The sequence below is a fragment of the Kitasatospora sp. NPDC092948 genome, assembly GCF_044754805.1.
Lineage (GTDB): Bacteria > Actinomycetota > Actinomycetes > Streptomycetales > Streptomycetaceae > Kitasatospora.
This window is the reverse complement of sequence record NZ_JBIVPU010000015.1, coordinates 116,257-141,502: the sequence shown is the minus strand read 5'-3', so window position 1 is coordinate 141,502 and position 25,246 is coordinate 116,257. Positions and strand designations below refer to the sequence as shown.

General features: G+C 73.0%; 25 protein-coding genes and 1 pseudogene. 16 read left to right on the top strand and 10 right to left on the bottom strand.

Annotation, left to right across the window (positions count from 1 at the left end; genetic code table 11):
• Positions 1-149: 149 nt before the first annotated feature.
• Complete coding sequence (locus ACIQF6_RS31320; RefSeq protein WP_400901053.1) at positions 150-734, bottom strand: TetR/AcrR family transcriptional regulator; 585 nt, start codon at positions 732-734, stop codon at positions 150-152.
• Between the two features lie 106 nt (positions 735-840).
• On the opposite strand from ACIQF6_RS31320, the gene ACIQF6_RS31315 reads away from it, so the two are divergent.
• Entirely contained in the window at positions 841-3,018 is a 2,178-nt protein-coding gene (locus ACIQF6_RS31315) for an MMPL family transporter (RefSeq protein WP_400901051.1), read from the top strand.
• Positions 3,019-3,082: 64 nt separating this feature from the next.
• Here ACIQF6_RS31315 and ACIQF6_RS31310 read toward each other — a convergent pair whose 3' ends face one another.
• From ACIQF6_RS31310 to ACIQF6_RS31300, 3 genes are all read right to left on the bottom strand, one after another.
• On the bottom strand, positions 3,083-3,556 hold the full coding sequence (locus ACIQF6_RS31310; RefSeq protein WP_400901049.1) for a hypothetical protein: 474 nt from the start codon (positions 3,554-3,556) through the stop codon (positions 3,083-3,085).
• Between the two features lie 283 nt (positions 3,557-3,839).
• The gene (locus tag ACIQF6_RS31305; protein WP_400901047.1) at positions 3,840-4,400 is read right to left on the bottom strand and encodes a dihydrofolate reductase family protein; all 561 of its coding nucleotides are present in this window, start codon (positions 4,398-4,400) and stop codon (positions 3,840-3,842) included.
• 46 nt (positions 4,401-4,446) lie between these two features.
• Positions 4,447-5,013, bottom strand: coding sequence for a dihydrofolate reductase family protein (locus ACIQF6_RS31300; RefSeq protein WP_400901045.1), 567 nt, complete (start codon positions 5,011-5,013; stop codon positions 4,447-4,449).
• A gap of 167 nt (positions 5,014-5,180) precedes the next feature.
• Between ACIQF6_RS31300 and ACIQF6_RS31295 the strand changes: the two genes are divergently transcribed.
• Positions 5,181-5,468, top strand: coding sequence for a hypothetical protein (locus ACIQF6_RS31295; protein WP_400901043.1), 288 nt, complete (start codon positions 5,181-5,183; stop codon positions 5,466-5,468).
• Between the two features lie 7 nt (positions 5,469-5,475).
• Here ACIQF6_RS31295 and ACIQF6_RS31290 read toward each other — a convergent pair whose 3' ends face one another.
• On the bottom strand, positions 5,476-6,462 hold the full coding sequence (locus ACIQF6_RS31290) for a sigma-70 family RNA polymerase sigma factor (RefSeq protein WP_400901041.1): 987 nt from the start codon (positions 6,460-6,462) through the stop codon (positions 5,476-5,478).
• A gap of 56 nt (positions 6,463-6,518) precedes the next feature.
• Here ACIQF6_RS31290 and ACIQF6_RS31285 point away from each other — a divergent pair, with 56 nt between their 5' ends.
• From ACIQF6_RS31285 to ACIQF6_RS31260, 6 genes are all read left to right on the top strand, one after another.
• The gene (locus ACIQF6_RS31285) at positions 6,519-7,424 is read left to right on the top strand and encodes an RNA polymerase subunit sigma-70 (protein WP_400901039.1); all 906 of its coding nucleotides are present in this window, start codon (positions 6,519-6,521) and stop codon (positions 7,422-7,424) included.
• Between the two features lie 111 nt (positions 7,425-7,535).
• Positions 7,536-8,087 carry a dihydrofolate reductase family protein gene (locus ACIQF6_RS31280; RefSeq protein WP_400901037.1) on the top strand — a complete coding sequence of 184 codons (552 nt, stop codon included), beginning with the start codon at positions 7,536-7,538 and terminating at the stop codon, positions 8,085-8,087.
• A 226-nt stretch (positions 8,088-8,313) separates the two neighbouring features.
• A complete protein-coding gene (locus ACIQF6_RS31275; protein ID WP_400901035.1) occupies positions 8,314-9,552 on the top strand; it encodes a cytochrome P450 in 1,239 nt (412 codons plus the stop codon).
• A gap of 112 nt (positions 9,553-9,664) precedes the next feature.
• Positions 9,665-9,835, top strand: coding sequence for a hypothetical protein (locus ACIQF6_RS31270; RefSeq protein ID WP_400901033.1), 171 nt, complete (start codon positions 9,665-9,667; stop codon positions 9,833-9,835).
• A 151-nt stretch (positions 9,836-9,986) separates the two neighbouring features.
• Complete coding sequence (locus ACIQF6_RS31265; RefSeq protein ID WP_400901031.1) at positions 9,987-11,735, top strand: MFS transporter; 1,749 nt, start codon at positions 9,987-9,989, stop codon at positions 11,733-11,735.
• Positions 11,732-12,319: a MarR family winged helix-turn-helix transcriptional regulator gene (locus ACIQF6_RS31260; protein ID WP_400901029.1), complete on the top strand. Its 588-nt coding sequence runs from the start codon at positions 11,732-11,734 to the stop codon at positions 12,317-12,319. Before ACIQF6_RS31265 ends, ACIQF6_RS31260 begins: the two co-directional genes overlap by 4 nt.
• Before the next feature lie 26 nt (positions 12,320-12,345).
• Here the strand turns inward: ACIQF6_RS31260 and ACIQF6_RS31255 are convergent, their stop codons facing one another.
• Both ACIQF6_RS31255 and ACIQF6_RS31250 read right to left on the bottom strand, forming a co-directional pair.
• A complete protein-coding gene (locus tag ACIQF6_RS31255) occupies positions 12,346-12,828 on the bottom strand; it encodes a hypothetical protein (protein WP_400901027.1) in 483 nt (160 codons plus the stop codon).
• A gap of 604 nt (positions 12,829-13,432) precedes the next feature.
• A complete protein-coding gene (locus ACIQF6_RS31250; RefSeq protein WP_400901025.1) occupies positions 13,433-13,927 on the bottom strand; it encodes a ricin-type beta-trefoil lectin domain protein in 495 nt (164 codons plus the stop codon).
• Between the two features lie 164 nt (positions 13,928-14,091).
• Between ACIQF6_RS31250 and ACIQF6_RS31245 the strand changes: the two genes are divergently transcribed.
• Positions 14,092-14,286, top strand: a complete 195-nt coding sequence (locus ACIQF6_RS31245; protein ID WP_400901023.1) for a DUF1737 domain-containing protein — start codon at positions 14,092-14,094, stop codon at positions 14,284-14,286.
• Between the two features lie 6 nt (positions 14,287-14,292).
• On the opposite strand, the gene ACIQF6_RS31240 is transcribed toward ACIQF6_RS31245, so the two are convergent.
• From ACIQF6_RS31240 to ACIQF6_RS31230, 3 genes are all read right to left on the bottom strand, one after another.
• Positions 14,293-15,627 carry a serine hydrolase domain-containing protein gene (locus ACIQF6_RS31240; protein WP_400901021.1) on the bottom strand — a complete coding sequence of 445 codons (1,335 nt, stop codon included), beginning with the start codon at positions 15,625-15,627 and terminating at the stop codon, positions 14,293-14,295.
• Positions 15,624-16,880 carry a helix-turn-helix domain-containing protein gene (locus ACIQF6_RS31235; RefSeq protein WP_400901019.1) on the bottom strand — a complete coding sequence of 419 codons (1,257 nt, stop codon included), beginning with the start codon at positions 16,878-16,880 and terminating at the stop codon, positions 15,624-15,626. Before ACIQF6_RS31235 ends, ACIQF6_RS31240 begins: the two co-directional genes overlap by 4 nt.
• Before the next feature lie 444 nt (positions 16,881-17,324).
• Positions 17,325-18,092 (bottom strand): hypothetical protein, encoded by a 768-nt coding sequence (locus ACIQF6_RS31230; protein ID WP_400901076.1) that lies wholly within the window; start codon positions 18,090-18,092, stop codon positions 17,325-17,327.
• Between ACIQF6_RS31230 and ACIQF6_RS31225 the strand changes: the two are divergent.
• From ACIQF6_RS31225 to ACIQF6_RS31195, 7 genes and pseudogenes are all read left to right on the top strand, one after another.
• Positions 18,057-18,506, top strand: a pseudogene (locus ACIQF6_RS31225) (transcriptional regulator); the annotation flags it as partial. The gene ACIQF6_RS31230 and the pseudogene ACIQF6_RS31225 overlap by 36 nt on opposite strands.
• A gap of 337 nt (positions 18,507-18,843) precedes the next feature.
• Positions 18,844-20,250, top strand: a complete 1,407-nt coding sequence (locus tag ACIQF6_RS31220) for a family 2B encapsulin nanocompartment shell protein (RefSeq protein ID WP_400901017.1) — start codon at positions 18,844-18,846, stop codon at positions 20,248-20,250.
• A 217-nt stretch (positions 20,251-20,467) separates the two neighbouring features.
• Positions 20,468-21,355: a hypothetical protein gene (locus tag ACIQF6_RS31215; protein WP_400901015.1), complete on the top strand. Its 888-nt coding sequence runs from the start codon at positions 20,468-20,470 to the stop codon at positions 21,353-21,355.
• A gap of 115 nt (positions 21,356-21,470) precedes the next feature.
• Positions 21,471-22,235 (top strand): DUF4239 domain-containing protein, encoded by a 765-nt coding sequence (locus ACIQF6_RS31210; protein WP_400901013.1) that lies wholly within the window; start codon positions 21,471-21,473, stop codon positions 22,233-22,235.
• 173 nt (positions 22,236-22,408) lie between these two features.
• Positions 22,409-23,026: a hypothetical protein gene (locus ACIQF6_RS31205; RefSeq protein ID WP_400901011.1), complete on the top strand. Its 618-nt coding sequence runs from the start codon at positions 22,409-22,411 to the stop codon at positions 23,024-23,026.
• Positions 23,027-23,147: 121 nt separating this feature from the next.
• Complete coding sequence (locus ACIQF6_RS31200; protein WP_400901009.1) at positions 23,148-24,599, top strand: amidase; 1,452 nt, start codon at positions 23,148-23,150, stop codon at positions 24,597-24,599.
• Positions 24,600-24,780: 181 nt separating this feature from the next.
• A complete protein-coding gene (locus tag ACIQF6_RS31195; protein ID WP_400901071.1) occupies positions 24,781-25,233 on the top strand; it encodes a MarR family winged helix-turn-helix transcriptional regulator in 453 nt (150 codons plus the stop codon).
• Positions 25,234-25,246: the final 13 nt, after the last annotated feature.

Below are 25,246 nucleotides of genomic sequence, written 5' to 3'. Positions count from 1 at the left end.
CTGCCGGAACAGCGCCTCCTTGTTGCCGTACGCGGCGTACAGGCCTTGTATCGCGGGGGAGATCGCTGATGCCCGTCAGGGTGGCCCGGATCGGGTCGATTTGGTCGGTGTGTCGATGTGGCGGGCCCTGGTGGGAGGGCGGTGTTCTGTCAGGGGAGTTGGCCGGGGGGGAGGGTGCTGATGCCGGCGGACAGGAAGGCCATGGCGGTGTCGAGGTGGGCCTCGGTGGGGCGGAGGTAGAGCTCGCAGACGACGGCGGCGGCGGTGGCGGCGACCATGCGGGGGGTGAAGTCGTCGGGGGCGTCGCCGCGTTCGGCGGCGAAGATGCGGGCGCCCTCCTGGATGGCCTCGGTCAGGCGGCTGTTGGCGACGGCGCGCAGCTGGGGGTTGCGGTCGAGCATGGTCTCCCAGAGGGCGTCGAGCTCCTGGTCGCCGGGGTTCTCGGCGAGGTCGGTGCGCAGCCAGTGCTCCAGTGCCTCCAGGGTGGTGGTGCCGGGTTCGCGGTGGTGGAGGGCGTGGCCGAGGCGGGCGGTGAACTCGGCGAGGTGGGAGGTAGCCAGGTCGAGTTTGGTGGGGAAGTAGAGGGTGACGGTCCGCGCCGACACCTCGGCCCGGTCGGCGATGTCGGCGATGGTGGTCGCCTCGAAGCCGTGCTCCGCGAACAGCTGGTAGGCCGCCCGCAGGATGGCCTCCCGCCGGCGGGCCTTGCCGCGTTCCCTCGCTCCCTCGGTCATGCGATGCATGGTAGCGGACGTTACCGGTGACGGTAATTTTGCAGCCGACTGCAAAGTTACCTTAGAGTGCAAAAATCCACACTGGTTTCGAGCACGAGGGGGCGCGATGGCGTCGGTCCTGTACGCATGGGGACGGTGGGCGGTACGCCGCCGCGGTCGGGTGATCGGCCTGTGGCTGCTGCTGCTCGCGACGATCGGCGCCCTCGGCACCACCCTGGCCGGGCCCACCAGCACCGAGTTCACCGTCCCCGGGATCGAGTCGCAGCAGGCCCAGGACCTGTTGGAGCGTCAACTGCCGGAGTCCGCCGGCGGCACCGCCCGCCTGGTGGTCGCCGCACCTGCCGGGCAGAGCCTGGACACCCCCGCCGCCAAGGCCGCGCTCCAGGACGGGCTGCGCCGGGCCGCCGCGATACCCGGCGTGGTGCATGTCGCCGACCCGTTCGAGAGCCGGACCGTCTCGCCGGACCTGCGGATCGCCTTCGCCGACGTGCAGTTCGACCGGCCCGCGCACGACGTCCCGCAGAGCGCCAAGGACGCGCTGGGCGATGCGGCCGCGCCGCTGCGCGAGGCCGGGTTGCAGGCCGAGTTCGGCGGCACCGTGATGGAACCGGCCGTCGAGGTCGGCGGCCCCGCCGAGGCGATCGGCGTGGTGGTCGCGTTCGCCGTGCTGGCCGTCGCGCTCGGCTCGCTGGTCGCCGCCGGGCTGCCGCTGCTGACCGCCCTGGTCGGCGTCGGCATCGGCGTGCTGGGCGCCGGGCTGTTCGCCAACGTGGTGGAGATGACCGGCACCGCGACTGTGCTCGCGCTGATGATCGGCCTGGCCGTCGGCATCGACTACGCGCTGTTCATCATCGCCCGGCACCGCGAGCAACTGGCCGAGCCCGGCAGCGAGATCGAGGAGTCGGCGGCCCGCGCCACCGCCACCGCGGGCAGCGCCGTGGTGTTCGCCGGCGCCACCGTGATCATCGCGCTGGCCGCGCTCGCCGTCACCGGCATCCCGTTCCTGACCGTGATGGGCCTGGCCGCCGCCGCGACCGTGCTGCTCGCCGTGCTGGTCGCCGTCACCCTGGTGCCCGCGCTGCTCGGGCTGCTCGGCGAACGCCTGCGGCCCCGGCCCCGGGTGAAGGCAGCGAAGCCGGCCGGCGCCTGGTCGGCGGCCTGGGCGCGCGCCGTCACCCGCAAGCCGCTGCTGGTGCTGCTGGCCGGCGTGGTCGGGCTGCTCGCGCTCGCGCTGCCCGCCCGCGACCTGCGGCTCGGCCTGCCCGGCAACGCCTCGCAGCCCGCCGCCAGCACCCAGCACAAGAGCTACGACCTGCTCAGCGAGGGCTTCGGCCCCGGCTTCAACGCCACCCTGGTCGCCGTCGTCGACGCCACCGGCATCCCCGCCGAGCGCCGCGAGGCCGTGCTCACCGACCTGCACGCCTCGCTCTCCGCCGACCCGGGCGTCGCCGCCGTCGGCAGGCCCGTGGCGAACGCGGACGGCAGCACCGTCGCCGTGCCCGTCGTCCCCCGCACCGGGCCGGACGACAGGGCCACCGGCGACCTGGTCGACCGGCTGCGCGCCCACAAGGCCGGCGTCACCGCCGACGGCGGCACGCTGTACATCGCCGGGGCGACCGCCGCCGCGATCGACGTGTCCGGCAAACTCGCCGACGCGCTGCCGCTGTTCGTCGGGCTGATCGTGGTCCTCGCGCTGGCCCTGCTGACTGTCGCGTTCCGTTCGGTGCTGGTGCCGCTCAAGGCGGTGCTCGGGTTCCTGCTGTCGGTGGCCGCCGCGCTCGGCATCACCGTGTGGGTGTTCCAGGACGGGCACCTGAACGGCCTGCTCGACATCCCGTCCGCGGCGCCCGTGACGAGTTTTCTGCCGGTCCTGCTGATCGGCGTGCTGTTCGGCCTGGCGATGGACTACGAGGTGTTCCTGGTCAGCCGGATGCGCGAGCACCACCAGCACACCGGCGACGCCGCCGGGGCCGTCACGCACGGCGTCGCGCGCAGCGGACGGGTCGTCACCGCCGCCGCGCTGATCATGGTCGCGGTGTTCGGCGGCTTCGTGTTCAACCACGACCCGATCATCAAGTCGATCGGATTCGCGCTCGCCGTGGGCGTGTTCATCGACGCCTTCGTGGTCCGGATGACCCTGGTGCCCGCCGCGATGGCCCTGCTCGGCAGCCGCGCCTGGCGCCTGCCCGGGTGGCTCGACCGGATCACCCCGGATGTCGACCTGGAGGGCGCGAGCCTTCCGGTGGCCCCGGAGCGTTCGGAGTGCGTCGCCGAACGGGTCTGACGGAACGGAACGCGGGCCGGGCCCGGGAGAGGGGACTCCCGGGCCCGGTTCGTGCGTGCTCGGCTCAGCAGGCGACCGTGGCGTTGACGGTCACCGGGGACGGGCCCCAGCCGAACTTGGTGACGGCGAAGGTGCCGCTGACGGTGGAGCCGCACGCGACGGTGCCGGTCGGGCCGGTGACGGTGACGGTGCTCGCGAGGAAGTTCACGTTCTGGGCGGTCGAGCCGAGCGAGGCGCCGCCGGCGACCTGGCCGGAGAGGGTGGTGGAGAGCACCTGGGGCTGCGGCGGGAAGTCGGGGCTGGGCGGGCCGGCCAGGCCGACCCGGCCGAGGAACTGGACGCTGTCACCGGTGATCGCGGCGCAGACCTGGGTCGCCAGCCCGGACTGGAGCGACCACGGGCTGCAGGTCTCCGCGGTCGTGGTGGCGGTCGTGGTCGCGGCGGTGGTGGCGGCCTGGGCGGGAGCGGCCATCAGGGCGCCGGCGGTGGCCGTGCCTGCGGCGAGCAGGGTCAGGCCCTTCAGCGAACGGCGGTTCATCGCGCGTTCTCCTTCATGTGGTGGTGCCCAGCTGGGGCACGTGCTACTGAACTGTCACATGTGAAATGTCACAGGTGCATGACTTAAGTTGCCACAAGTTCGAATGCCTGGCGGGCCTTCAGGGAAGGAAATGGTGCGCTCGGCCGGAAAATGACCATGGATGGCGGGATCGTGCGGCGATTGCCGACAGTTGGTGAAGTCCTGATGTCGCCTCCCCCCGGGAACCCCGCCGGTCGTTCGGGCAAGGTTTCCCGGGGGGAGTGGCGGCACCGGCCGCGCGCCGCTACGCCGCGGCCGGCCCGTACACCATGTGCACGGTGCCGCCGGCGAACGCCCGGCAGGACAGCAGCGTCAGCTCGATCGGGTCGGCGGTCTCGTCGAACAGGCGGATGCCGTTGCCGCGGGCCACCGGGTGGACGAACAGGTTCAGCTCGTCGAGCAGGCCCGCCGCCAGCAGCCGGCGCACCACCGAGATCGAACCGGACATGCCGATCGGGCCGCCCTCCTCCTGCTTCAGCGCCCGGACGCCCTCGATCAGGTCGCCCTTCAGGACCTCGGAGTTGCGCCAGGTGAAGGAGAGGTCCTGGTGCGAGACCACGACCTTGCGCATGTCGCCGAGCGACTTCGCGAAGCCCGCGTCCTCACCGCCCGCGGCCTCCCGCTCCGGCCAGGCGCCCGCGAAGATGTCGTACGTGGTGCGGCCCAGCAGCAGGGTGTCCGACACCCCGACCTGCGCGCCCACCGCCGCGCCCACCTCGTCGTCGAAGTACGGCAGATGCCACTGCTCGGGGCTGCCCACCACGCCGTCGGCGGAGATGAACAGGCCCGCGGTGATCTTCCTCATTGCTCGATGCTCCTTGGTCGGTGACGCCTGATCAGGTGAGGGACGACTACTCGGCGGCGGACGCGGGCCCGTACACCATGTGCACGGTGCCGCCGGCGAACGCCCGGCAGGACAGCAGCTTCAGCTCGATCGGGTCGGCGGTCTCGTCGAACAGCCGCAGGCCGGCGCCGCGGGCCACCGGGTGGACGAACAGGTTCAGCTCGTCGAGCAGGCCCGCCGCCAGCAGCCGGCGCACCACCGAGACCGAACCGGACATGCCGATCGGGCCGCCCTCCTCCTGCTTCAGCGCCCGGACGCCCTCGATCAGGTCGCCCTTCAGCTGCTCGGAGTTGCGCCAGGTGAAGGAGAGGTCCTGGTGCGAGACCACGATCTTGCGGGTGTCGCCTATCGCCTTGGCCATCCCGGCCTCCTCCCCGCCCGCCTCCTCGACGGCCGGCCAGGTGCCCGCGAACACGTCGTAGGTGGCGCGGCCCATCAGCACGGTGTCCGACGCGCCCAGCAGCTCACCCACCGCCGCGCCCAACTCGGCGTCGAAGTACTTGAAGTGCCACTGCTCGGGGGACTCCACGACGCCGTCGGCGGAGATGAACAGACCGGCGGTGATCTTCCTCATGGGTGGTGCTCCTTGCTGGTTCCGGTGTGCGTTGCACGCTTGCAACCGGTCAGACGGAGCTCGCGCGCCGGACTCATCGGTCCCGGCGAAGAAATCCGAAAAACTTTTCTTCGGCCCGCTCGTCGCCCCACCGATGAGTCCGCGAGCGCCGACCGGTCAGCACCGGCATGCCCACCGATGACACCGTCGAGTTCGACGTCCCCCCGGAGCACGCCGCCCGCCCGGCCCCGGAAGAGCGGTTCGCCGCCCTGCTGGCCGCCCACCACCCGCCCGTACGGATCGCCCTGCTGGTCGAAGACCTGCTGCGGCCCGCCCCCGGCGACCTCCAACGCCTGTGCAGGCTGGGAGTGCTCGGCCGGCGGGCGGGCCACCAGGTGGTGCTGCGCGGCGTCGGCCCCCGGCTGAGAGCGCTGCTCGACCTCACCGGGCTGGCCGACACCCTCCCCGAGGGCTGACGCCGTGTCAGCGCCGCGGATCCTCCGTCAACCGCATCGGCAGACCCCACAGCGGGAACAGCCGCTCGACATCCATGTGATTGGACATGGTGGCTATCCGGCCGTCCACCACCTCCAGCACCATGATCGCCCACGGCGTCCAGCCGTTGCCGTCCTCCGCCGCCCGGTACTGCGCGAACGCCGGCGAACCGTTCGCCTCCACCGGCACCAGCCGCGAGTTCATGCACCCGCGACCCGGACCGCGCCACCACACCTCGAGCTCGTCGAGGCCCCGCAGCCACATCCGGAACGGCGGCATGTTCAGCACCGCGTCCTCGTGCAGCAGCCGCTTCAACCCCTCGATGTCGAACGACTCGAACGCCTGCACATAGCGGGCCAGCAGCGCACGCTGCGCCTCGTCCAACGGCTTGAACGTGTCACCCGCTGCCGAGCCGCCGTCCGCCAGCGTCGCCCGGGCCCGCTGCAGGGCGCTGTTCACCGACGCCACCGACGTCTCCAGCAACTCCGCCGTCTCCGCCGCCGACCAGGCCAGCACCTCGCGCAGGATCAGCACCGCACGCTGCCGGGCCGGCAGCTTCTGCAACGCCGAGACGAACGCCAGCCGGATCGACTCCCGGCCCACCGCCACCTCCGCCGGATCCCCCGCCAGCACCCGCCCGTCCGGCACCGGGCCCACCCAGATCTGCTCCTCCAGCTGCGTCAGATCCGGCGCCGCCGTCGAGCACGGCGACGTCAGATCCATCGGCCGGGCCCGCCGCTGCGCAGCCGGACCCATGTCCAGACACACATTGGTGGCGATCCGGTACAGCCACGTCCGCAACGCCGCGCGCCCCTCGAACCCGTCGAACTTCGACCAGGCGCGGACCATCGTCTCCTGCACCGCGTCCTCGGCCTCGAAGGCCGACCCCAACATGCGGTAGCAGTACGCCGTCAGCTCCCGCCGGAACGGCTCCAGCCGCTCCGCAACCCCGTCACGATCCATGATCACTGGCACGACCGACACCGTAGACGGCGGCACTGACAGTCCGACCCCTGCGCCATCATGACCAGGTGGAACTCGACGCGCACAGAAGCGAACTGACGGCCCATTGCTACCGGATGACCGGCTCCTTCCAGGACGCCGAGGACCTGGTCCAGGACACCCTGCTGCGCGCCTGGAACGCCCGCGACCGCTACGACCCCACCCGGGCCTCGGTCCGCACCTGGCTGTACCGGATCGCCACCAACGCCTGCCTCACCGCCCTCGAAGGCCGGGCCCGCCGCCCCCTGCCGTCCGGACTCGGCGCCCCCGGCGACGACCCCGGCGCACCCCTGACCCCAGCCCCCGAGGTGCCCTGGCTGCAACCCTTTCCCGACGGCCGGTACGACATCGAGGCCCGCGCCGGACTGCGCCTCGCCTGGGTCGCCGCCGTCCAACTGCTGCCCGCCCGGCAGCGCGCCGTCCTGATCCTGCGCGACGTCCTCGCGTTCACCGCCGCCGAAGTCGCCGAACAGCTCGACACCACCGTCGCCGCCGTCCACAGCGCACTCCGGCGCGCCCGTTCCACCGTCGCCGCCGGATCGCCCGACGCCCTGCGCGAATCGGACGCCCCGGCGCAGCGGGCCGCCGTCGACCGCTACCTGGCCGCGTTCGAAGCCGCCGACGTGCCCGCCCTGGTCGAGCTGCTCGCCGCGGACGCCGTGCTCGAAATGCCGCCGCTGGCACTCTGGTTCCGCGGCCCGCAGGCCTACGGCGCCTTCATGGCCCGGCTGTACCGCCTGCGCGGCACCGACTGGCTGGCCCGCCCCGCCCGCGCCAACGGCCAACCCGCCTTCGCCGCCTACGTGCTGGACGGCGGGCGGCACCGGCTGCACAGCGTCCAGGTGCTCGACCTGGCCGGCGCGCTGATCACCCGCAACACCGTCTTCACCGACCCCGCCACGCTGCGCACCTTCGCACTGCCGGAGACGATCTGAAGATTTCCCCGCCGACGGCGACGAGTTCCGGCCGCGCCGCCGGTACATACCGGCGAGCGCTGCCGGAACCTCGGCGGCCACCGCACCGACGCAAGGAAGGACGGACGCGCCATGAGCGTCATCGTCATCGGCTTCACCACCCTGGACGGCCGGACCGCCGACCCGGACGGCTCCGACGGAACCCCCGGCGGCGGCTGGATGTTCCGCCACGGACCGGAACACGTCTCCGGCGACAAGTTCCGCCTCGGCGCCACCCTCGACAACGGGGTCCTGCTGCTCGGCCGCCGCACCTGGCAGCACTTCGGCGCGCTCTGGCCCGCCCGCGACGACGCGTTCTCCACCCGGATGAACGCCGCCGCCAAACTGGTCGCCACCCGCACCCTCACCGACACCTCCGCCTGGGCCAACTCCCGCGTCCTGGAAGGAGATCTGCTCACCGCCGTGAAGGCCGAGCAGCGCGACGTCATCGTCACCGGCAGCGTCGGCGTGGTGCACCGGCTGATCGCGGCCGACCTGGTCGACGAGTACCGCACCCTCACCGTCCCGGTCGTGCTCGGCACCGGCTCGCGACTGTTCCCCGACGGCGCGCCCGCCGCCGACCTGCGCTGCGTCGAGGCCGAGCAGGTCGGGCCGATGCTGTACGCCCGCTACCGGCGCAGCTGACGGACCGCCGGGCTCCGGCCGGGGACTGCCCGGCCCCCGGAGGGGCGCCGGGCTCCCCGGCCGGGGGCTCTCGGGCCTCCGGCCGGGGGCTCTCGGGCCTCCGGCCGGGCGCGTGGTGGCTGCGGCCGGAAACCCGACCCGGCGCGGCGGGACGACAGGTACAGTCCGAGACGATCGCGCGTTCGATCACGGACGACCCCAACCGACCTGCCGGAGGCACTTCCTGATGGACAATCAGCGCTGCCCGTTCCGCCTCGACACCGCCGGAAACGACCTGCCCGCCGAAGCCGCCGCGCTGCGCGCCCTCGGGCCCGCCACCCCCGTCGAACTGCCCGGCGGCGTCCCCGCCTGGTCCGTCACCGACCCCGCCCTGATCAAGCGCCTGCTCACCGACCCCCGGGTCTCCAAGGACGCCCACCAGCACTGGCCCGCCTACATCAACGGCGAGATAGCCGAGGACTGGCCGCTGCGGATGTGGACCGACGTCCGCAGCGCCCTCACCGCCTACGGGCCCGAACACGGCCGGCTGCGCCGCCTGATCAGCCCCGCCTTCACCGCGCGGCGGATCCGCGCCCTCACCCCCGAGATCGAGCGGATCACCGCCGAGCTGATCGACCGGCTCGCCGCGCACCCGCAGGACGACGTGGTCGACCTGCGCGAGGAATTCACCTGGGTGCTGCCGCTGATGGTGGTCAACACCCTGCTCGGCGTCCCCGAGGAGCTGCACGACGCGTTCCGCTCCACCGTCGGCCGGCTCTTCGACACCGACGCCACCCCCGAGGAGTCCGTCCGCAACGGCGAGGCCGTCTACGTCCAGCTCGCCAACCTGGTCGAGGCCAAGCGGCAGGCCCCCGGCGAGGACGTCACCACCGCGCTCATCCAGGCCCACGACGAGGAGACCGGCACCGGCCTCACCGAACGCGAACTCCTGGACAGCCTGCTGCTGTTGATCGGCGCCGGCCACGAGACCACGGTCAACCTGCTGGGCAGCGCGATCACCGCCCTGACCGCCCACCCCGAACAGCTCGACGCCCTGCGCAAGGACCCCGCCCGCTGGCCGGACGCCGTCGAGGAGACGCTGCGCCTGCGCCCGCCGGTCGCCAACATCCTGCCGCGGTTCGCCACCGAGGACCTGCACGACGAGGCCAGCGGCATCACGTTCGCGCGCGGCGACCTGCTGGTGATCAACTTCACCGCCACCGGCCGGGAGGAGGCCCTGCACGGCCCCGACGCCGACCGGTGGGACCACACCCGCGCCACCCGCCGCGACCACCTCTCCTTCGGCCACGGCACCCACTACTGCCTCGGCGCCGAACTCGCCCGCCTGGAGGCCCGGATCGCCCTCGCCGCGCTCTTCGACCGCTTCCCGCAGCTCGCCCTCACCACCCCCGCCGCCGAACTGCCCCGGCTGGAGTCGTTCATCTCCGACGGCCCCCGCGAACTCCCCGTCCGGCTGTACGGCTGAGTGGGGCGCCGCGTCCGGCTGCACGGCTGAGCGGAGCGCCGCCGACCTGCGGGGGCGGGGAGTGCGTGGCAGGCTGACACCACTCGAAGCCACCCAATCACAGGGAGTAGTCATGGGTATCGGCGACAAGTTCAAGGACAAGGCCAAGCAGGCGGAGGAGCAGGCCAAGCAGCGGGCCGGCCAGCAGCAGCCGCAGCAGGACGACGACCAGCAGCGGCAGGGACAGCAGCAGGGCCAGCAGAACCTGGACGACCAGACGGACGACGTCGAGGACCAGCAGTAGCGGCTTCCCGGGCTCCGGCTCCCGGCACGGACTTCGCGCCGGGAGCCGTGTCGTGTCGTGCGGTCGCCGGGGCTGGTCGACGGCGTCGGTCCGGAGTAATTTAGTTCACATCAGCTAATTATCATTCTGGCTTCCAGGGGTGGGGCGGGAGATGGCCGACGTGAGCAAGGGACCGGGCGGGCTGGGGCGGATCGGGGTGGAGCATCCGCGCTACAAGTGGATCGCGCTGTCGAACACCACCCTCGGGATGCTGATCGCCACCATCAACTCCTCGATCGTGCTGATCTCGCTGCCCGCGATCTTCAACGGCATCCACCTGAACCCGCTGCAGCCCGGCAACGTCAGCTACCTGCTGTGGATGCTGATGGGATACATGCTGGTCACCGCCGTGCTGGTGGTGACGCTCGGACGGCTCGGGGACATCTGGGGGCGGGTGCGGATCTACAACGCCGGCTTCCTGATCTTCACCGTCACCTCGGTGATCCTCTCGCTCGACCCGATGGGCGGCGCCGGCGGCGCGCTCTGGCTGATCGGCTGGCGGGTCGTCCAGGCCGTCGGCGGCGCGATGCTGATGGCCAACTCGGCGGCGATCATCACCGACGCGTTCCCGGCCCGGCAGCGCGGCATGGCACTCGGCGTCAACATGGTGGCGGCGATTGCCGGTTCGTTCGTCGGACTGGTGCTGGGCGGGCTGCTCGCCGAGTGGAACTGGCGGTCGATCTTCTGGGTCAACGTCCCGATCGGCATCATCGGCACCGTCTGGGCCTACCGCTCGCTGCACGAGACCGGCGTCCGCCGCCCCGGACGGATCGACTGGTGGGGCAACATCAGCTTCGCCGTCGGCCTGACGGCACTGCTCGCCGCCATCACCTACGGCATCCAGCCCTACGGCGGCCACACCATGGGCTGGACCAACCCGTGGGTGCTGGCCGGGCTGATCGGCGGCACCGCCGTACTGATCGCGTTCTGCGTGATCGAGACCAGGGTCGCCGAACCGATGTTCCCGCTGCGGCTGTTCCGCGACCCGGTGTTCGCCGGCGGCAACCTCGCCACCCTGCTCGGCTCCGTCGCCCGCGGCGGCCTCCAGTTCATGCTGATCGTCTGGCTTCAGGGCATCTGGCTGCCGCTGCACGGCTACGACTACGCCGACACCCCGCTGTGGGCCGGCATCTACCTCGTCCCGCTGACCGTCGGCTTCCTCGCCGCCGGCCCGATCGCCGGGCACCTCTCCGACCGGTTCGGCGCCCGGCTGTTCGCGGCCGGCGGCCTGGTGGTGATGGCCGCCTCGTTCGCCGGACTGCTGCTCCTGCCCACCGACTTCGGCTACCTGTGGTTCGCCCTGCTGGTGTTCCTGAACGGCCTCGGCGGCGGCCTGTTCGCCGCGCCGAACACCGCGCTGGTGATGTCCAGCGTCCCCGCCGCCGACCGGGGCGCCGCCTCCGGCATGCGGGCCACCTTCCAGAACGCCGGCATGGTGCTGTCCATCGGCGTCTTCTTCTCGCTGATGGTGGCCGGCCTGGCCGGCTCCCTGCCGGGGACGCTGACCGGCGGACTCACCGCCCAGGGCGTCTCCCCGGCGGACGCCCACGCGGTGGCGGGGCTGCCGCCCGTCGGCACGCTGTTCGCGGCGTTCCTCGGCTACAACCCGATCCGCGAACTGCTCGGCCCGCACGTGCTGTCCACGCTGCCCGCGGCCAACGCGCAGACCCTGACCGGCCGCGAGTTCTTCCCCCACCTGATCTCCGGCCCGTTCCACGACGGACTGATGGTGGTGTTCGCGCTGGCCATCGCCATGTCGCTGGTCGCCGCCGTAGCCTCACTGCTGCGCAGCCGCACCGGCCGGCCCGGGCCGGAGGGCGCGGCCGCCGAGGATTCCACTGTGGCGCAGGAGGCGGCATGAACGGCACGGCGAAGTACAGGAGTTCGGCGAGCGAGGGCCCGGTGCGGGGGAGACCGGCGAGCGACGGTTCGACGAGCAACGGTGCGGCGGGCGGGGGCTCGGCGCGCGAGGGTGCGGCGGGCGGGGGCTCGGTGCGTGAGGGCGGGACGGCCGTGGGTGGGCTCGACCCGGCTGCGGTGGTTCGGCTGCGGCTGGTGGTCGCGCGCCTGCACCGGCAGCTCGCGCAGGCGTCCGATCGGCGGGACTTCACCTTCGCGCAGCTCTCCGCGCTGGCCCGGATCGAGGCGCACGGCCCGATCCGGCTCGGTGAACTCGCCGCCCGGGAACGGGTCGCCGCTCCGTCGATGACCCGGACCGTCGCCCCGCTGGTCGCCTCCCAACTGGTCACCCGGCTGCCCGATCCGGACGACGGACGCTCCGCGCTGGTCGAACTCTCACCGGAGGGAGTCGAGTTGCTCGCCGAGATCCGCGAGCGCCGCTCGGAGGTGCTGGCCCGCCGCACCGCCGACCTCGACGCGCGCGAGCGTGCCGTGCTGCTGGAGGCGCTGCCGGTGCTGGAGCGGCTGGTGGCGTTCGAAGACTGAGCCGGTCCGGCGGAGTCGACGGCGCGTCAGCACCAGCGGGCCGAACCCGGTGAGTGACGCCGCAGGTACGCCGACTCCCCGAACCGCCAGCGGCGCACCAGCAGGCCCAGGCCCGCCGTCATCGCCATGACGCCCAGCCAGGCCAGGAAGGCGTCCGTCCGCCAGGTCCGGTCGTCGTGCGGCCGGTACACCGTGCCCCGGAAGTCCACTCCGGCCGCCTGCTCTCCGGCGCGGCGCACCCCCAGGTCGCCGTCCGCGAGCTGGAGGGTGGGCAGTTGCTGCCGGGTGTCGTCCGGGACGAAGCTGCCCGCGACCCCGCACATGGTGTTCCGGCCGCCGCACTTGCGCGGCTCCTCCTGCGTCACGGTGAAGAAGCCCGGCCGGCCCGCCCCGTGCGCCACCTGCCAGCCCGCCCGGCTCCGGACGGTCTCCATCGCTGTGAAGACGCCTGCGAGCAGCAGCACACCCAGCCCGAGCATCGAGACCCGGCGGACCCATCGCGCCGTCACGCCCATTCCATCCCCCAGTTGTCGGAGCGTCATGATGCCACGCCGAAGGCCGTGGATCATCCGATCGCTCGACAGAATGATCGGCAGTTCGCTGCACCGGTCCCGTGCCGATGCTCGCCATCTCCCGGAGTCGGAGACCGCTCTGACGCAGATACTGGTGCGGGAGCACGAGCCGAGGGTCCGACACGCCGGCGCAGCGGTCCTGTTCCTGCTGGCCGCCGCCGCACAGCGGTGGGAGCAGCGCCCCGCGCGCCGCCGCGCCCCCCGGAAGCGGACGGTCCGGGACAGGCTGGGGACCGGCGCCGTCGCCGAGACGAAGCGCCGTGTGCTGCCGAAGTGAGATCCGGGCCGGACCTCCGTGCCCGACCCGCCGGTGGGTGCGGCGGGTGGGACGGCGGGGCAGCGTCACCAGGGTTGCGGTGGGGGCGGTGTCCGGCAACCCCATTCGGGGGGAATGGCCGGGGGAGCGTCGGCCTGGCCGGAGTCGTTCGGCCGTCTGCGCGAAAGGGCCGGGGGATCAGGACGTCTGTGCGGCACTCAGCGGCGCGGGTGCGGCGGGCGGGTGGGCCGCTTGGTGCAGGCCGCCGCACCGGCCGGGTGGGTGCTACTTGACCAGGTACCAGCTCTGGTAGGGATTGTTCCGATTGCAGCCCTCCTCGTGGTAGAGGTACGGGCTGTTGTTGCCGTTGTCCAGGCAGGAGCGGACGGCGAAGTTGAAGAACTGGGTGCCGATCGCGCCCTGCGTCATCGCCCAGATCTGGTACGGGTCCTGGCTGTTGCAGGACTTCATCTGGACGCTGGAGGAGCTCATCGCCCGGATGCAGCGCCCGCTGCTGTCGTTGCGGAGCTGGACGTTCGGATAGCCGGTGTCGGGGGCGCCGGACGCGACCTTCCAGCGCAGGTTGGCCGCCGAGGTGCTGTACGTGGTCGAGCTCAACTCGTAGCTGCCGTAGACGCTGCCGAGGTGGTGGTCGATGAACTGTTCGCTGCCGATGACGATGTTGTCCTCGTTCACGTAGGCGTTGGCCGTGCCGGAACCGGCGACCAGGGAGACGAGTGCCGCCGCCGTGCCGAGCGCGGCCGCAAGACGCAGCTTCATTGCTCTGACCCTCCGTGGGGGATGGGGGCCTGGATCTGCCTCCACGCTAGCGGCGGGCCCCCGGCCTGCGGCAGCGGCGGGCGGTGCGCGGACGGAGTGTTCGGGTGCGGCGGAGCGCCCCCTCGGTGAGGAGGGGGCGGGCGGGGGAGTGAGATCCTGTGGGGATGAGCACGCTTTCAAGCACGCCGCCGGACGGACTGCCCCGCTACCGCGTCCTGACCGGCCCGGACGACGCCGCGTTCTGCCACCGGGTCAGCGAAGCGCTCGACCTGGGCTACGAGTTGCACGAGGGGCCCGCCGTCACGTTCGACGGCGAGCGGGTCATCGTGGCGCAGGCGGTGCGCTGGCCGCGGTCGTGACGGCCGTCAGCCGGCGGGCAGCAGCCGGCACGGGTGGAGCAGGTACGGCCCGAGCAGGCCCGCGCGGTCGCCGTTCTTGTAGGCGGCGGCGCGGCCGGCCAGCCCGCCGTCCTCGGCCCGGAGTTCCACGCCGAACGACGGGCTGTTCAACCGGGCGTCGGCGGTGGGGAGTTGGAGGTCGGTGCCGAGCCGGACGTCCCAGCGGTCGGAGGCGATCGCCGGGACGGTGGCCGGCGCGAGATCGGCGAGCGTGACGCGGACCCGACGGTCGGGCAGGACGTCGAGACGCAGCGGGATCTCGCCGTCCGGGGACTCGACGTGGCCCGCCCAGCTGCCCGGGGCGAGGGTGAAGTCCCGGGTCCGGTCGGAGGCTGGCGCGAGGTGGCCGGGGTCGAACTCGGGGGCGAGGCCGGCCATCAGATGGAGGACCACGGCGTCGCGGGCCGCCTTGTCGGTGGAGTTGGCCAGGACGGCGAGGGAGAGCTCGCGGTCGGGCAGGTCGATCATCATGGCGGCGACGCCGCCCATGCCGCCGCCGTGGCTGGAGATCACCGAACCGCCCTCGCGCTGGACGACCCGGCCGAGGCCGTACCCGAGACGCTCGTTGATGGGCGGGCCGTCCAGCACCGCCGCCGCCGTGGCCGGCCGGAGCAGCCCGGCGGAGCGGCGGGCGAACAGCGCGATGTCCCCGGCCGTGGCCCAGCCCGCCCCCGCGGACGGGTGACTGGTGAGGCAGTCCGGCAGGACGCGACCGCCGGCGGTGTAGCGCTCGGCGACCGGGGCGGGGCCGGCGTAGGCGTCGGCCAGGTCGAAGGACGTCAGGCCGAGCGGCTCGGCGATCTGCTCCCGCAGGTAGGTGCGCAGGGGGAGGCCGGTGGCCTGTTCGACGAGTCGGCCGAGCTCCCGGTAGCCGTGGTTGGAGTACTCGAAGTCGCTGCCCGGCGCCCGCACCTGGCGGCGGTAGAAGGCCGGGTCGATCGGCAGCGGGGCAGCGCCGTAGTAGAAGTCGTAGTACCCCGGGAACCCGCCCCGCTGCTGCATCAGCTGACGCGGCGTCGGCACCGCCGCCCACGGGTGCGTGCCGGGCAGCGGCGCGTCCAGGTCGATCAGGCCGCGGTCGGCGGCCAGGCAGACCGCGAGCGCCGTGAACGGCTTGGTGACCGACGCGAGACCGTAGACGGTCTCCGGGGTCGCGGCGCGGCCCGCCGCGACGTCCGCCAGCCCGTAGGCCCGTGCGAACACCAACTCCTCGCCCTGCGCGACGGCCACGCTCACCGACGGACACCCGTGCGCCGCCAACACCTGCCCGCAGAACTCGTCCAGCCCGTCGAACACGCTCATGCCCTCCCCGTCCAGCGGAAACCGTTCCTGGACGGATGATAGTCGGCGGGTTCCGGAACTGCCGTGACGGGAGCGGCTGTTGGGAGCGCCTCGGGCGGGGCGCCGGGGGGTCGGGTGGCGCGGAGGGCCACCTCGAGTTCGAAACGGGCGTCGGGGGAGCCGAGGGACGGGCCGAAGAGGCGGTGGACGCGGTGCAGGCGCTGCCGGGCGGTCTGGGGGTGGATGCCGAGGCGGGCGGCCACCTGCGGGGCGGTGCCGCGGCCGGTCTGGAGCCAGGCGAGGAGGGTGGCGGCCAGCCGGTCGCGCTGTTTGGGGGTCAGCGGGGCGAGCGGGGCCAGGCGGCGTTCGGCGATCAGGCGGACCAGCGCCGGGTCGGTGAGCAGGAGGAGGTCGGCGAGGCGGTCGCGGCAGTCCACCGGCCGGTCCGGCGCCTGCGGCAGCGACTCGCGGACCAGGCGGGCCCAGCGCAGCGACTGCGCGGCCCGGTCCGGCGGGACGGGCGGGCCGATCACCGCGCCGCGCCCGTGCAGGGCCGCCGCGATCCGCGGGTCGGCCAGTGCGGTCGCCGGGTCGGGCAGCAGCAGGTGCGGCTGCGGGCCGTCCAGGTCGGCCAGCACGTGATCGGGGAGCCGGCCGCCACCCCTGGGCCGGGAGCCGAACGAGATCACCCGGGCCAGTGGTTGACGGGGCGTCGGCGGTGGCGCGGGCGGACGGTGGTCGAGCGAGACGCCGGCCAGCAGGGCGGGCAGCGGCCAGTCCGCGGAGTGCGCGGCGGCGGCGAGGTCGGCCGAATCGGCGGCGGCACCCGACAGCAGCAGGTCGAGCAACCGCTGCCGGGCCCGGCCGAGCGCGCCCGCGCGGTCGGTGCGGGCCTCCAGATAGCCCTGGACGCCGGCCGCCGCGACCTCGTCGATGTGCGCGAACACCGCCTCGGCCAGCGTGACCAGCTGCTCCGGGCCGAGACCGCGGCGGCGGGCCACCCGGGCGTACCGCCGCCAGGCGATCCGGGCGCCGAGGCGGAACGCGGCCTGGAGGGCGTCCAGGCTGCGGCCCTCGGCGAGTTCGCCCCGGCCGAGCGCCCGGTAGACCCGGACCTGGCGCGGGCCGGGGCCGGGCAGGCCGGCCACCCGGTCGGCGAACTCGGCGAGCGCGGTCTCCACGCCCTGCTGGATTCCGGCGCCGAATTGGCCGGAGAGCGGGCGGGCGAATTCCGGGACGGCGGACCGGATCTCCCGGATGATCTCGGCCGTCAAGGATTGCTGCTCCGCCCTGAGTTCGGCCGATAAATCGCGCGGAAGTCCCTCCCAGGGCCCAGCCAATTCCGATCCTCCCGGTAGCGATAATCCGTTTCACCGGCGTCCCGTGAACACCCGGTGGCGGTCGGCGACAGGGGGAGTATGCGGCGAAGGCACCCACCGGTCAATAGGCCCGACGCGCGCATGCGGGCCCCGTCGGGGAGGCAGGACGGGCGGAAACGCTTCTTGGCGGGGCAGTTCCGGGGGAGTGGTGAAGCCAATTTCCGGCGGCCGTCGATGTCCTTTGCCTGCCATGGAGCGAGCAAGGGGTGACGGATCGTCGGTCGAAGGGGCGGAATTCCGGGCCGGGCCGAAAGCGGCGGCCGGGGAGGGGTGCGGCCGGAATGCCGGAAAAGCGCGGTGGAGTCGGCGAACTCGCTTGCTGTGCAAGCGGGTTGGGCGTCATTCAAGGGCTACGGGGGTGCCCAGGCGCGGTGCCGGCAGCAGGGTGACGGCGAGGGACGCGACGGCCAGCGCGGTGATCGCGGTGGCGGGGGAGGTCCGTTCGGCGACGGCGCCGGCCAGGGCGGCCCCGACGCCCTGCATGGCGAGCATGCCCGAGCCGTGCAACCCGAAGGCGTGGCCGCCGAGTTCGTCCGGAGTCAGGGCCATCAGGCGGTCCTGGAAGATCAGGCCGGTCGAGTAGCCGACGGCGGCGACGGCGACGGCCGCGAGCAGCACGCGCAGGCCCGGATGCAGCGCGAACAGCAGGAACGGCGCGGCGAGCGGCAGACACAGCGGAACGCCGAGCCGGGCCTGCCGCGCCCTGGGCAGGAAGCGGCCTACGGCGACGTCCCCGGCCGGCATGCCGACCGCCCCGGCGGCGAACAGCGGCCCGGCGTCCTTCGGCGCGTAGGGGACGTACAGCGACTCGCAGCCGACCACCAGCCCGTTGGACACCCAGAGCGCCAGGTAGACCGGCCGGCGAGGACGCGAGGACCACAGCCGGGCGTTGGTCCGCCAGGTCTCCGCGATCGAGGCGCCCCCCGCCGGCCGCGGCGGCCGGGCGGCGAGCCCGAACCGGGCGGCGGCGGCGGTGAGCAGGTACAGGCCGGCGCCGGTGAGCAGGACGCCGCGTGGGGACAGCGCGGTCAGCAGCGCGCCGCCGAGCGCGAAGCCGCGGATCTGGACGGCGGCGGGAGTCGCCTGCAGATCACCGCGGGCGACCACCCGCCGATGGAACTCGCCGGGGCGAGCCTGCTGTTCGTCCCCGTGACGCCCCGGCGGAGCTGGGTGTGCTGGGACACCTCGGCGGTGGACGTGGGCGGCCGCGGGTGCGACCGGTACGCCGTGGTCCACCCGTGCTCCGGCGTACTGGCCGAGGCCGGCCGGGCCCGCGCCCCCGAGGCGCTGGGCCGGCTGCTCGGCCCGGCCCGGGCGGACGTCCTGGTGCTGCTGGGCGCTCCGAAGACCACCACCCAGCTGGTCGCGCTGACCGGGCAGGGCCTGGGCTCGGTGGGCCGGCACCTGAAGGTCCTGTTCGACGCCCGGCTGGTGCGGCGCAGGCGCACCGGGCGGTCCGTGCTCCACTTCCGCACCGACGCCGGCGAGGTGCTGGTGCGGGCCCAGTCCGAGACCGATTGACAGGGTGTCAATTCGGCTTGGTGGGGCGCACTGTGGCGCGCGGGACGGGTGGTTCGCGGTCAACCTGAGTTGCCGTGATGTCATCCGGATGGCAAACCGGACGGCGGCACTCCCAATCCTCACGGGGGGAAGATTCACCTGATCGGGTGCACCCTCGGCCCCGTGGGCGGTCCCGGGCGTGGCGAAGATCTACTGTTCGGGAGGCGGTGGGCGGCACGGCGACCAGAGGTCCCTCCGATTCCCCAGCCATCCCCTTTCTCTTTGCCAAGACCCCAACACACCCACGAATCTGACGCTACGTCAGCTGTCGTGGCGAGACGAAGGAGAGCCCGGCCCAATGTCCGTGGACAGCAGCCCGGAGACTCAGCAGGCGCAGCGCCAGCAGACCAGCCTCACCACCGCCGCCGCACGCAACCTGGCGACCACCACCAAGTCCGCGCCGCAGATGCAGGAGATCACCTCCCGCTGGCTGCTGCGGATGCTGCCCTGGGTGCAGACCTCCGGCGGTACCTACCGGGTCAACCGGCGCCTGACCTACACGGTCGGCGACGGCCGGATCGAGTTCATCCAGACCGGTGGCGACGTCCGGGTCATCCCCCGGGAGCTCGGTGAACTCGCCCTGCTGCGCGGCTACGAGGACGACGACGTGCTGTCCGCGATCGCCGACCGGTGCGTCCAGCGCGAGTTCCGGGCCGGGGAGACCCTGGTCGAGCGCGGCACCCCGTCCGACAAGATCCACCTGATCGCCCACGGCAAGATCAACCAGATCTCCAGCGGCAAGTACGGCGACGACGCGGTGGTCGGCGTCCTCGGCGACGGCGACCGGTTCGGCGAGAACGCCCTGCTGGACGCGGACGCCAGCTGGGACTACACCGCCACCGCCAAGACCTCCGGCACCCTGCTCACCCTCACCCGGGCCGACTTCCAGGCGGTGCTCGGCCAGTCCGAGAGCCTGCAGGAGCACATCCGGAACTTCGCCAGCCTCCCGCTGCAGAAGCAGAACGAGCTCGGCGAGGCCGAGATCGCGATGTCCGCCGGCCACGAGGGCGAGCACCTGCTGCCCACCGCGTTCGTCGACTACGAGCTCAAGCCGCGCGAGTACGAGCTGTCCATCGCACAGACCGTCCTGCGGGTGCACTCCCGCGTCGCGGACCTCTACAACCAGCCGATGAACCAGATCGAGCAGCAGCTCAAGCTCACCGTCGAGGCGCTCCGCGAGCGCCAGGAGCACGAGCTGATCAACAACCGCGAGTTCGGCCTGCTCTCCAACTGCGCCTTCGACCAGCGGATCCAGACCCACGCCGGCCCCGCCACCCCCGACGACCTGGACGAGCTGCTCAGCCGCCGGCGCGACTCCGAGTTCTTCCTCGCCCACCCGAAGACCATCGCCGCGCTCGGCCGCGAGTTCAACTCGCGCGGCCTGTACCCGGACACGGTCGACATCCAGGGCCACAAGGTGCCGGCCTGGCGCGGCGTCCCGATCCTGCCGTGCAACAAGATCCCGATCACCCCGGAGAACACCAGCTCGATCCTGGTGCTGCGGACCGGCGAGGACAATCAGGGCGTGATCGGCCTGCACCAGACCGGCATCCCGGACGAGTACCAGCCCAGCCTGTCGGTCCGCTTCATGGGCATCGACGAGAAGGCCGTCATCAACTACCTGGTCACCGCGTACTACTCCGCGGCCATCATGGTGCCGGACGCGCTCGGCGTGCTGGAGAACGTGGAGATCGCCGTCCGCTGAGGCAGCCGCCGAAGGCCGATTCCAGGAAGACCACGGTGGACCGCCGAAGGCCGTAACCAAACGGCGGTCCACCCAGTTGAGGGTACGTCGGATTGATCATGCAGTTCCGTTTCTGCGGCGGAACGGCACCGATCCTCCGACGTGCCCTCGACTGCGCTCCGGCTCGAAGCCGTACCAGTTCGATCGTCCACAGCCACAGGAAGGTTGGACCACGCCCATGCAGCGGAACGACCGGCCGCCGGGGAGCGGCGGGACAGCGGCGGAGACCTTACCCACCCCCGCAGCACGCCGCCGAGCCCGGGCGGCCGAAGCCAGGGCGATAGGGCTGCGGACGGCCGGGGCGCTCGCCGGGGTCGCCGTGATGTGCGCGGTGCTCACCGGCGCCACCCGGACCGCCGCCACCGACACGACCGGGTACGAGCGGGACGACGGGCATCGGCTGGAGATCTGCGTCCACGTGCACACCGCCGTCGACGCCGCCGGGGCCCGCGTCGAGGTGGACGCCGAGGGCGGGGTCGACGTCCCGCTCCCGCTGCACCCGCAGCAGGGGGGGAGGAACCGGCAGGGGGACGAGGGGAACAAGGGGGATCGGGGGAACGCGGGGGGCCGCGGTCACGGCGGGGGACACGACCAGGGCGGGGACCACCAGGGCGGGGACCACCAGGGCGGGGGCCATCGGGGCGGGGACGGCGACGGGGACGGGCACCACTGCCACCCGAGGCCGACACCCACGCCGACGCCCACACCCCGGCCGAGCCCGACGCCGAGTCCGACCCCCACCCCGTCGCCGACTCCCGTGCCGACTCCTCCGCCCGCGCCGACCCCGCAGCCGCCCGCGCCGCCGGCACCCCGGCCCGCGCAGCCCGCGCCCACCCGCAGCGCCGCGCCGATCGCGCCCGCGCCGCCGACGCCCGAACCGCCCCGGCCCGCGCCCACGGCGTCCGTCCACCTGCCGCCGCCGCTGGTGCACGCCACGCCGCCCGCGCGCCACGGCAGTTCGACCACCACCCGGATGCTAGTGGTCACCGTCCCCGCCGTCGTCGCCGTCGCGGCGCTGCGCCCGGGCGGGAAGTCCCGGGCCGCCGGGCGCCGCGGCCGGTCCTGACTCCCGGCCCGGCCCCGCCCCGGTCCTTCGCTCCTCGCCGTCTGATCTCTGATCGTCGTCAAGTACCCCTTCATTCCGTCGAGTTGTCGAGTCCGACAACAGGAGAGGATTCGTCATGTCCGAATGGGTGGCGCTCGCCATCGTGATGGCCGGCGCGTGCCTGGTCGTCGTCGCGGTCGTGCTGCTGAGGCACCGCAAGGTCGATCTGCACGAGGACACCTCGGAGACGCCCGACGTCATCGAGTACATCACCATGATGATCGGCGTCGTGTACGCCATCGTGCTGGGCCTGGCGATCGCCGGCGTCTGGGAGTCCCGGTCGTCCGCGCAGGACGACGTGCAGCGCGAGGCCCAGTCGCTGCACGAAGTCAGCGCCCGGGCCGAGGTGTTCCCCGCCGACTACCGGGCGGCGGTGGTCAAGGACGTCGACACCTACGTCTCGTTCGTGGTGGACACCGAGTGGCACCACATGCGCACCCACGGGGAGCTCTCCCCCGAGGGCACCGACCTGCTCGCCAAGCTGCGCACCGACGTGGCGTCCCGGGCCCCGCAGAACGACATCGAGGCACAGGCCTACCAGGCGATGATGGACAAGATCGCCACCGTCGACGAGGCCCGCAGCTCCCGTGGCGGCAACACCGGTCCGACCATGCCCGGCGTGGTCTGGTTCGGGCTGATCATCGGCGCCGTGGTCACCATCGGCATGCTGTTCGCCCTGCAGATCCGGCGCTCCGGACGGGAGTTGGTGCTGGCCGGCACGTTCAGCGCGCTGATCGGCTTCCTGCTGTTCCTGATCTGGGACTTCGACGACCCGTTCGGGCGCGGCCTGTCCGTGACCACGCAACCGTTCCTCGACCTGTTCCCGTCCCTCAACCAGTAGGCCGAGTGGCAGAGATGGGGAACATCTGCCCGCCCCCGGCCGATTCGCGCATTACGCTGACCACGGCCGCCCACGAGCAGTCAGGTGCTCGGGCGGCCGACGGGGAGACCGCGCTGCGCGCCGCCACCGGCGGTGCGGGCGCGGCGGCACAACGTGCAACGGGGAGGCACGGCATGGGGGCGCAGGACACCGACGGGCGGCACGGCGGCGAAGCTCATGCGGGGGCGCGGGCCGGGGCCGGTCAGGCCGGGACGGGTGCGGGGAGCAGGTACGCGCGGGTGGAACGGGAGCGGCGCTTCCTGCTCGCCCGGGTCCCCGCGCCCGGAGCCGTCACCTGCGCCCGGCTGATCACCGACCGGTACGTGGACGGCACCCGGCTGCGGCTGCGCCACGTCGAGCGGGTCGACACGGGGGAGTGCGCGCACAAGCTCACCCAGAAGATCCCGGCGCCGCCCGGCGCCACCGGCCCAGTGCAGGGCCTGATCACCAACCTGTACCTGTCCGGCGAGGAGTACGCCCTGCTGCTGGACGCCCTGCCCGGGCGGGAGCTGACCAAGACCCGGCTGAGCGTCCCCCCGCTGGGCGTGGACGTGTTCGACGGCCGGCTGCTCGGGCTGGTGCTGGCGGAGGCGGAGTTCGAGACCACCGAGGACGCAGAAACGTTCGTGCCCCCGGCGGGCTGTCTCGCCGAAGTCACCGACGACCCGCGCTTCACCGGCGGCTCGCTGGCCCGCGCCGAGCGGGCCGAGGTGCGCGACTGGCTCGCGGACTACGGGCTGCTGCTGGCCTGAGACTCCCCGCACCGGCCCGATTGCCTTTGGAGGGACGGGAATTGACGGATATTCGGGCAACGCTCCTGTTGTGCGAAATTCTGTTTCGTGCCCCGTCCGTCAGGTAGGTACCGTCCGGTTCATGGAATGGATGCTCAAGTCGGCCGAAGAACTCACCGCTGCCCTGCGCGCCGGCGAGGTGACCTCGGCGGAACTCACCGACGAGGCGATCGCCCGCATCGAGCGGGACGACAAGGCGATCAACGCGATCTGCGTCCCGGACTTCGAACGCGCCCGCACCGCCGCAGTCGGCGCCGACCGGGCGCGTGCCCGCGGCGAGGACCGGCCGCTGCTCGGCGTCCCGGTGACGGTGAAGGAGTCCTACGACGTCGCCGGGCTGCCCACCACCTGGGGCCTGCCGCAGTACCGGGACTTCGTGCCGGCCGAGGACGCGGTGCAGGTGTCGAGGCTCAAGGCCGCCGGCGCGGTGGTGCTCGGCAAGACCAACGTGCCCAAGGGGCTGCAGGACATCCAGAGCTTCAACGAGATCTACGGCACCACCAACAACCCGTGGAACCACAGCCGCACCTCGGGCGGCTCCTCCGGCGGATCGGCGGCGGCGCTGGCGGCCGGCTTCGGCGCGCTGTCCATCGGCTCCGACCTGGCCGGCTCGCTGCGCACCCCCGCGCACTTCTGCGGCGTCTACGCGCACAAGCCGAGCCTCGGGCTGTCGGCGATGCGCGGCATGGTCCCGCCGCCCGGGCCGGCCCTGCCGGCCGAGCACGACCTCGCCGTGGTCGGCCCGATGGCGCGCACCGCCCGTGACCTGACGCTGCTGCTCGACGTGATGGCCGGGCCGGACCCGCTGACGCACGGTGTGGCGTACCGGCTGGAGCTGCCGCCCGCGCGCCACGAACGGCTGAGCGACTTCCGGGTCCTGGTGCTGGACGAGCACCCGTTCATCCCGACCGGGTCCGCCGTGCGGGCGGGCCTGGACCGGGTGGCAGGCGCGCTCGCGGCCGGCGGCGCCCGGGTCGACCGGCACAGCGCGCTGCTGCCCGACCTCGCCGATGCCGCGGCGCTCTACATGCAGTTCCTGTTCTCCGGCTCCGCCGCGCACTTCCCCGTCGAGGCGGTCGAGCGGCTGCGGGCCCTCGCCGCCGACCTGGGCGCGGACGACCGGGGCCTCGACGCGGCCCGGCTGCGCGGCCTGGTGCTCAGCCACGGCGACTGGCTGAGGATCGACCACCGCCGCGAGCAGCACCGGCACGGCTGGCGGCAGTTGTTCGCCGAGTACGACGCCGTGGTGTGCCCGATCACGCCCACGCCCGCGTACCCGCACGACCACGACCCCGACCCGCTGAAGCGCCGGCTGGACATCGACGGCGTCGAGCGACCGTACTTCGACCAGCTGGTCTGGGCCGGCGTCGCCACCATGCCCGGCCTGCCCGCCACCGCCGTGCCGACGGGGCCGTCCCCCGAGGGACTGCCGGTGGGCGTGCAGATCATCGGCCCGAGGTTCGAGGACCGCACCCCGCTGCGGCTGGCCGAGCTGCTGGAGCGGGAGATCGGCGGCTTCCGGGCACCCAAGTGAGCCTTCGGGGCCGGTCCGGGCCGGGCCGGTCCCGGTGCTCCCGGTGCTTTCGGTGCTTTCGGAGTTTCGGGCGTACCGTGCGCTCTCGGCGGTTCCCGGCGTTCCCGAGCGGGTCGAATGTACAGGCAAACTGTACATTTGGCGGCCGGGAACCTAGGCTGGCCCCATGAGTGCTGCCCCCATGAGCGACGGCCCGGAGGCCGCGCCGTCCGCCGTGCAGGCCTCGCAGCTGGTGCGGTCGGTGATCGGCCGGCTGCGCCGGCGCATCCGGGCCGCCGCCGGAACGGGCGACCTGACGCTCACCCAGGCGTCCGCGATGGGACGGCTGCTGGACAGCGACGGCCAGGGCCTGACCACCAGTGACCTGGCCGTCGCCGAAGGCATGCGCCACCAGTCGATGGCCACCACCATCGCCGCCCTCACCGCGCAGGGCCTGGTGGACCGCCGCCGCGACCCCGAGGACGGCCGCCGGATGCTGATCGTGCTCACCGCCGAGGGCCGCCGCCGCGCCGAGGACGGCCGACGGGCCCGGGGCGAATGGCTCGCCGCCGAACTCCAGGCCAAGTGCACCGAGGCGGAACGGCAGACGGTGATCGCGGCGATGGCCGTGCTGGAACGACTCGGCCACGACTGACCGGGCCCGCCCG

Coding starts and splice junctions, on each gene's coding strand:
- ACIQF6_RS31245 (WP_400901023.1), top strand. CDS start 14,092: ATGAGCACGCTTTCAAGCACGCCGCCGGACGGACTGCCCCGCTACCGC.
- ACIQF6_RS31200 (WP_400901009.1), top strand. CDS start 23,148: ATGGAATGGATGCTCAAGTCGGCCGAAGAACTCACCGCTGCCCTGCGC.
- ACIQF6_RS31260 (WP_400901029.1), top strand. CDS start 11,732: ATGAACGGCACGGCGAAGTACAGGAGTTCGGCGAGCGAGGGCCCGGTG.
- ACIQF6_RS31310 (WP_400901049.1), bottom strand. CDS start 3,556: ATGAACCGCCGTTCGCTGAAGGGCCTGACCCTGCTCGCCGCAGGCACG.
- ACIQF6_RS31270 (WP_400901033.1), top strand. CDS start 9,665: ATGGGTATCGGCGACAAGTTCAAGGACAAGGCCAAGCAGGCGGAGGAG.
- ACIQF6_RS31320 (WP_400901053.1), bottom strand. CDS start 734: ATGACCGAGGGAGCGAGGGAACGCGGCAAGGCCCGCCGGCGGGAGGCC.
- ACIQF6_RS31280 (WP_400901037.1), top strand. CDS start 7,536: ATGAGCGTCATCGTCATCGGCTTCACCACCCTGGACGGCCGGACCGCC.
- ACIQF6_RS31220 (WP_400901017.1), top strand. CDS start 18,844: ATGTCCGTGGACAGCAGCCCGGAGACTCAGCAGGCGCAGCGCCAGCAG.
- ACIQF6_RS31305 (WP_400901047.1), bottom strand. CDS start 4,400: ATGAGGAAGATCACCGCGGGCCTGTTCATCTCCGCCGACGGCGTGGTG.
- ACIQF6_RS31250 (WP_400901025.1), bottom strand. CDS start 13,927: ATGAAGCTGCGTCTTGCGGCCGCGCTCGGCACGGCGGCGGCACTCGTC.
- ACIQF6_RS31240 (WP_400901021.1), bottom strand. CDS start 15,627: ATGAGCGTGTTCGACGGGCTGGACGAGTTCTGCGGGCAGGTGTTGGCG.
- ACIQF6_RS31295 (WP_400901043.1), top strand. CDS start 5,181: ATGCCCACCGATGACACCGTCGAGTTCGACGTCCCCCCGGAGCACGCC.
- ACIQF6_RS31275 (WP_400901035.1), top strand. CDS start 8,314: ATGGACAATCAGCGCTGCCCGTTCCGCCTCGACACCGCCGGAAACGAC.
- ACIQF6_RS31215 (WP_400901015.1), top strand. CDS start 20,468: ATGCAGCGGAACGACCGGCCGCCGGGGAGCGGCGGGACAGCGGCGGAG.
- ACIQF6_RS31195 (WP_400901071.1), top strand. CDS start 24,781: ATGAGCGACGGCCCGGAGGCCGCGCCGTCCGCCGTGCAGGCCTCGCAG.
- ACIQF6_RS31205 (WP_400901011.1), top strand. CDS start 22,409: ATGGGGGCGCAGGACACCGACGGGCGGCACGGCGGCGAAGCTCATGCG.
- ACIQF6_RS31300 (WP_400901045.1), bottom strand. CDS start 5,013: ATGAGGAAGATCACCGCCGGTCTGTTCATCTCCGCCGACGGCGTCGTG.
- ACIQF6_RS31210 (WP_400901013.1), top strand. CDS start 21,471: ATGTCCGAATGGGTGGCGCTCGCCATCGTGATGGCCGGCGCGTGCCTG.
- ACIQF6_RS31315 (WP_400901051.1), top strand. CDS start 841: ATGGCGTCGGTCCTGTACGCATGGGGACGGTGGGCGGTACGCCGCCGC.
- ACIQF6_RS31265 (WP_400901031.1), top strand. CDS start 9,987: ATGGCCGACGTGAGCAAGGGACCGGGCGGGCTGGGGCGGATCGGGGTG.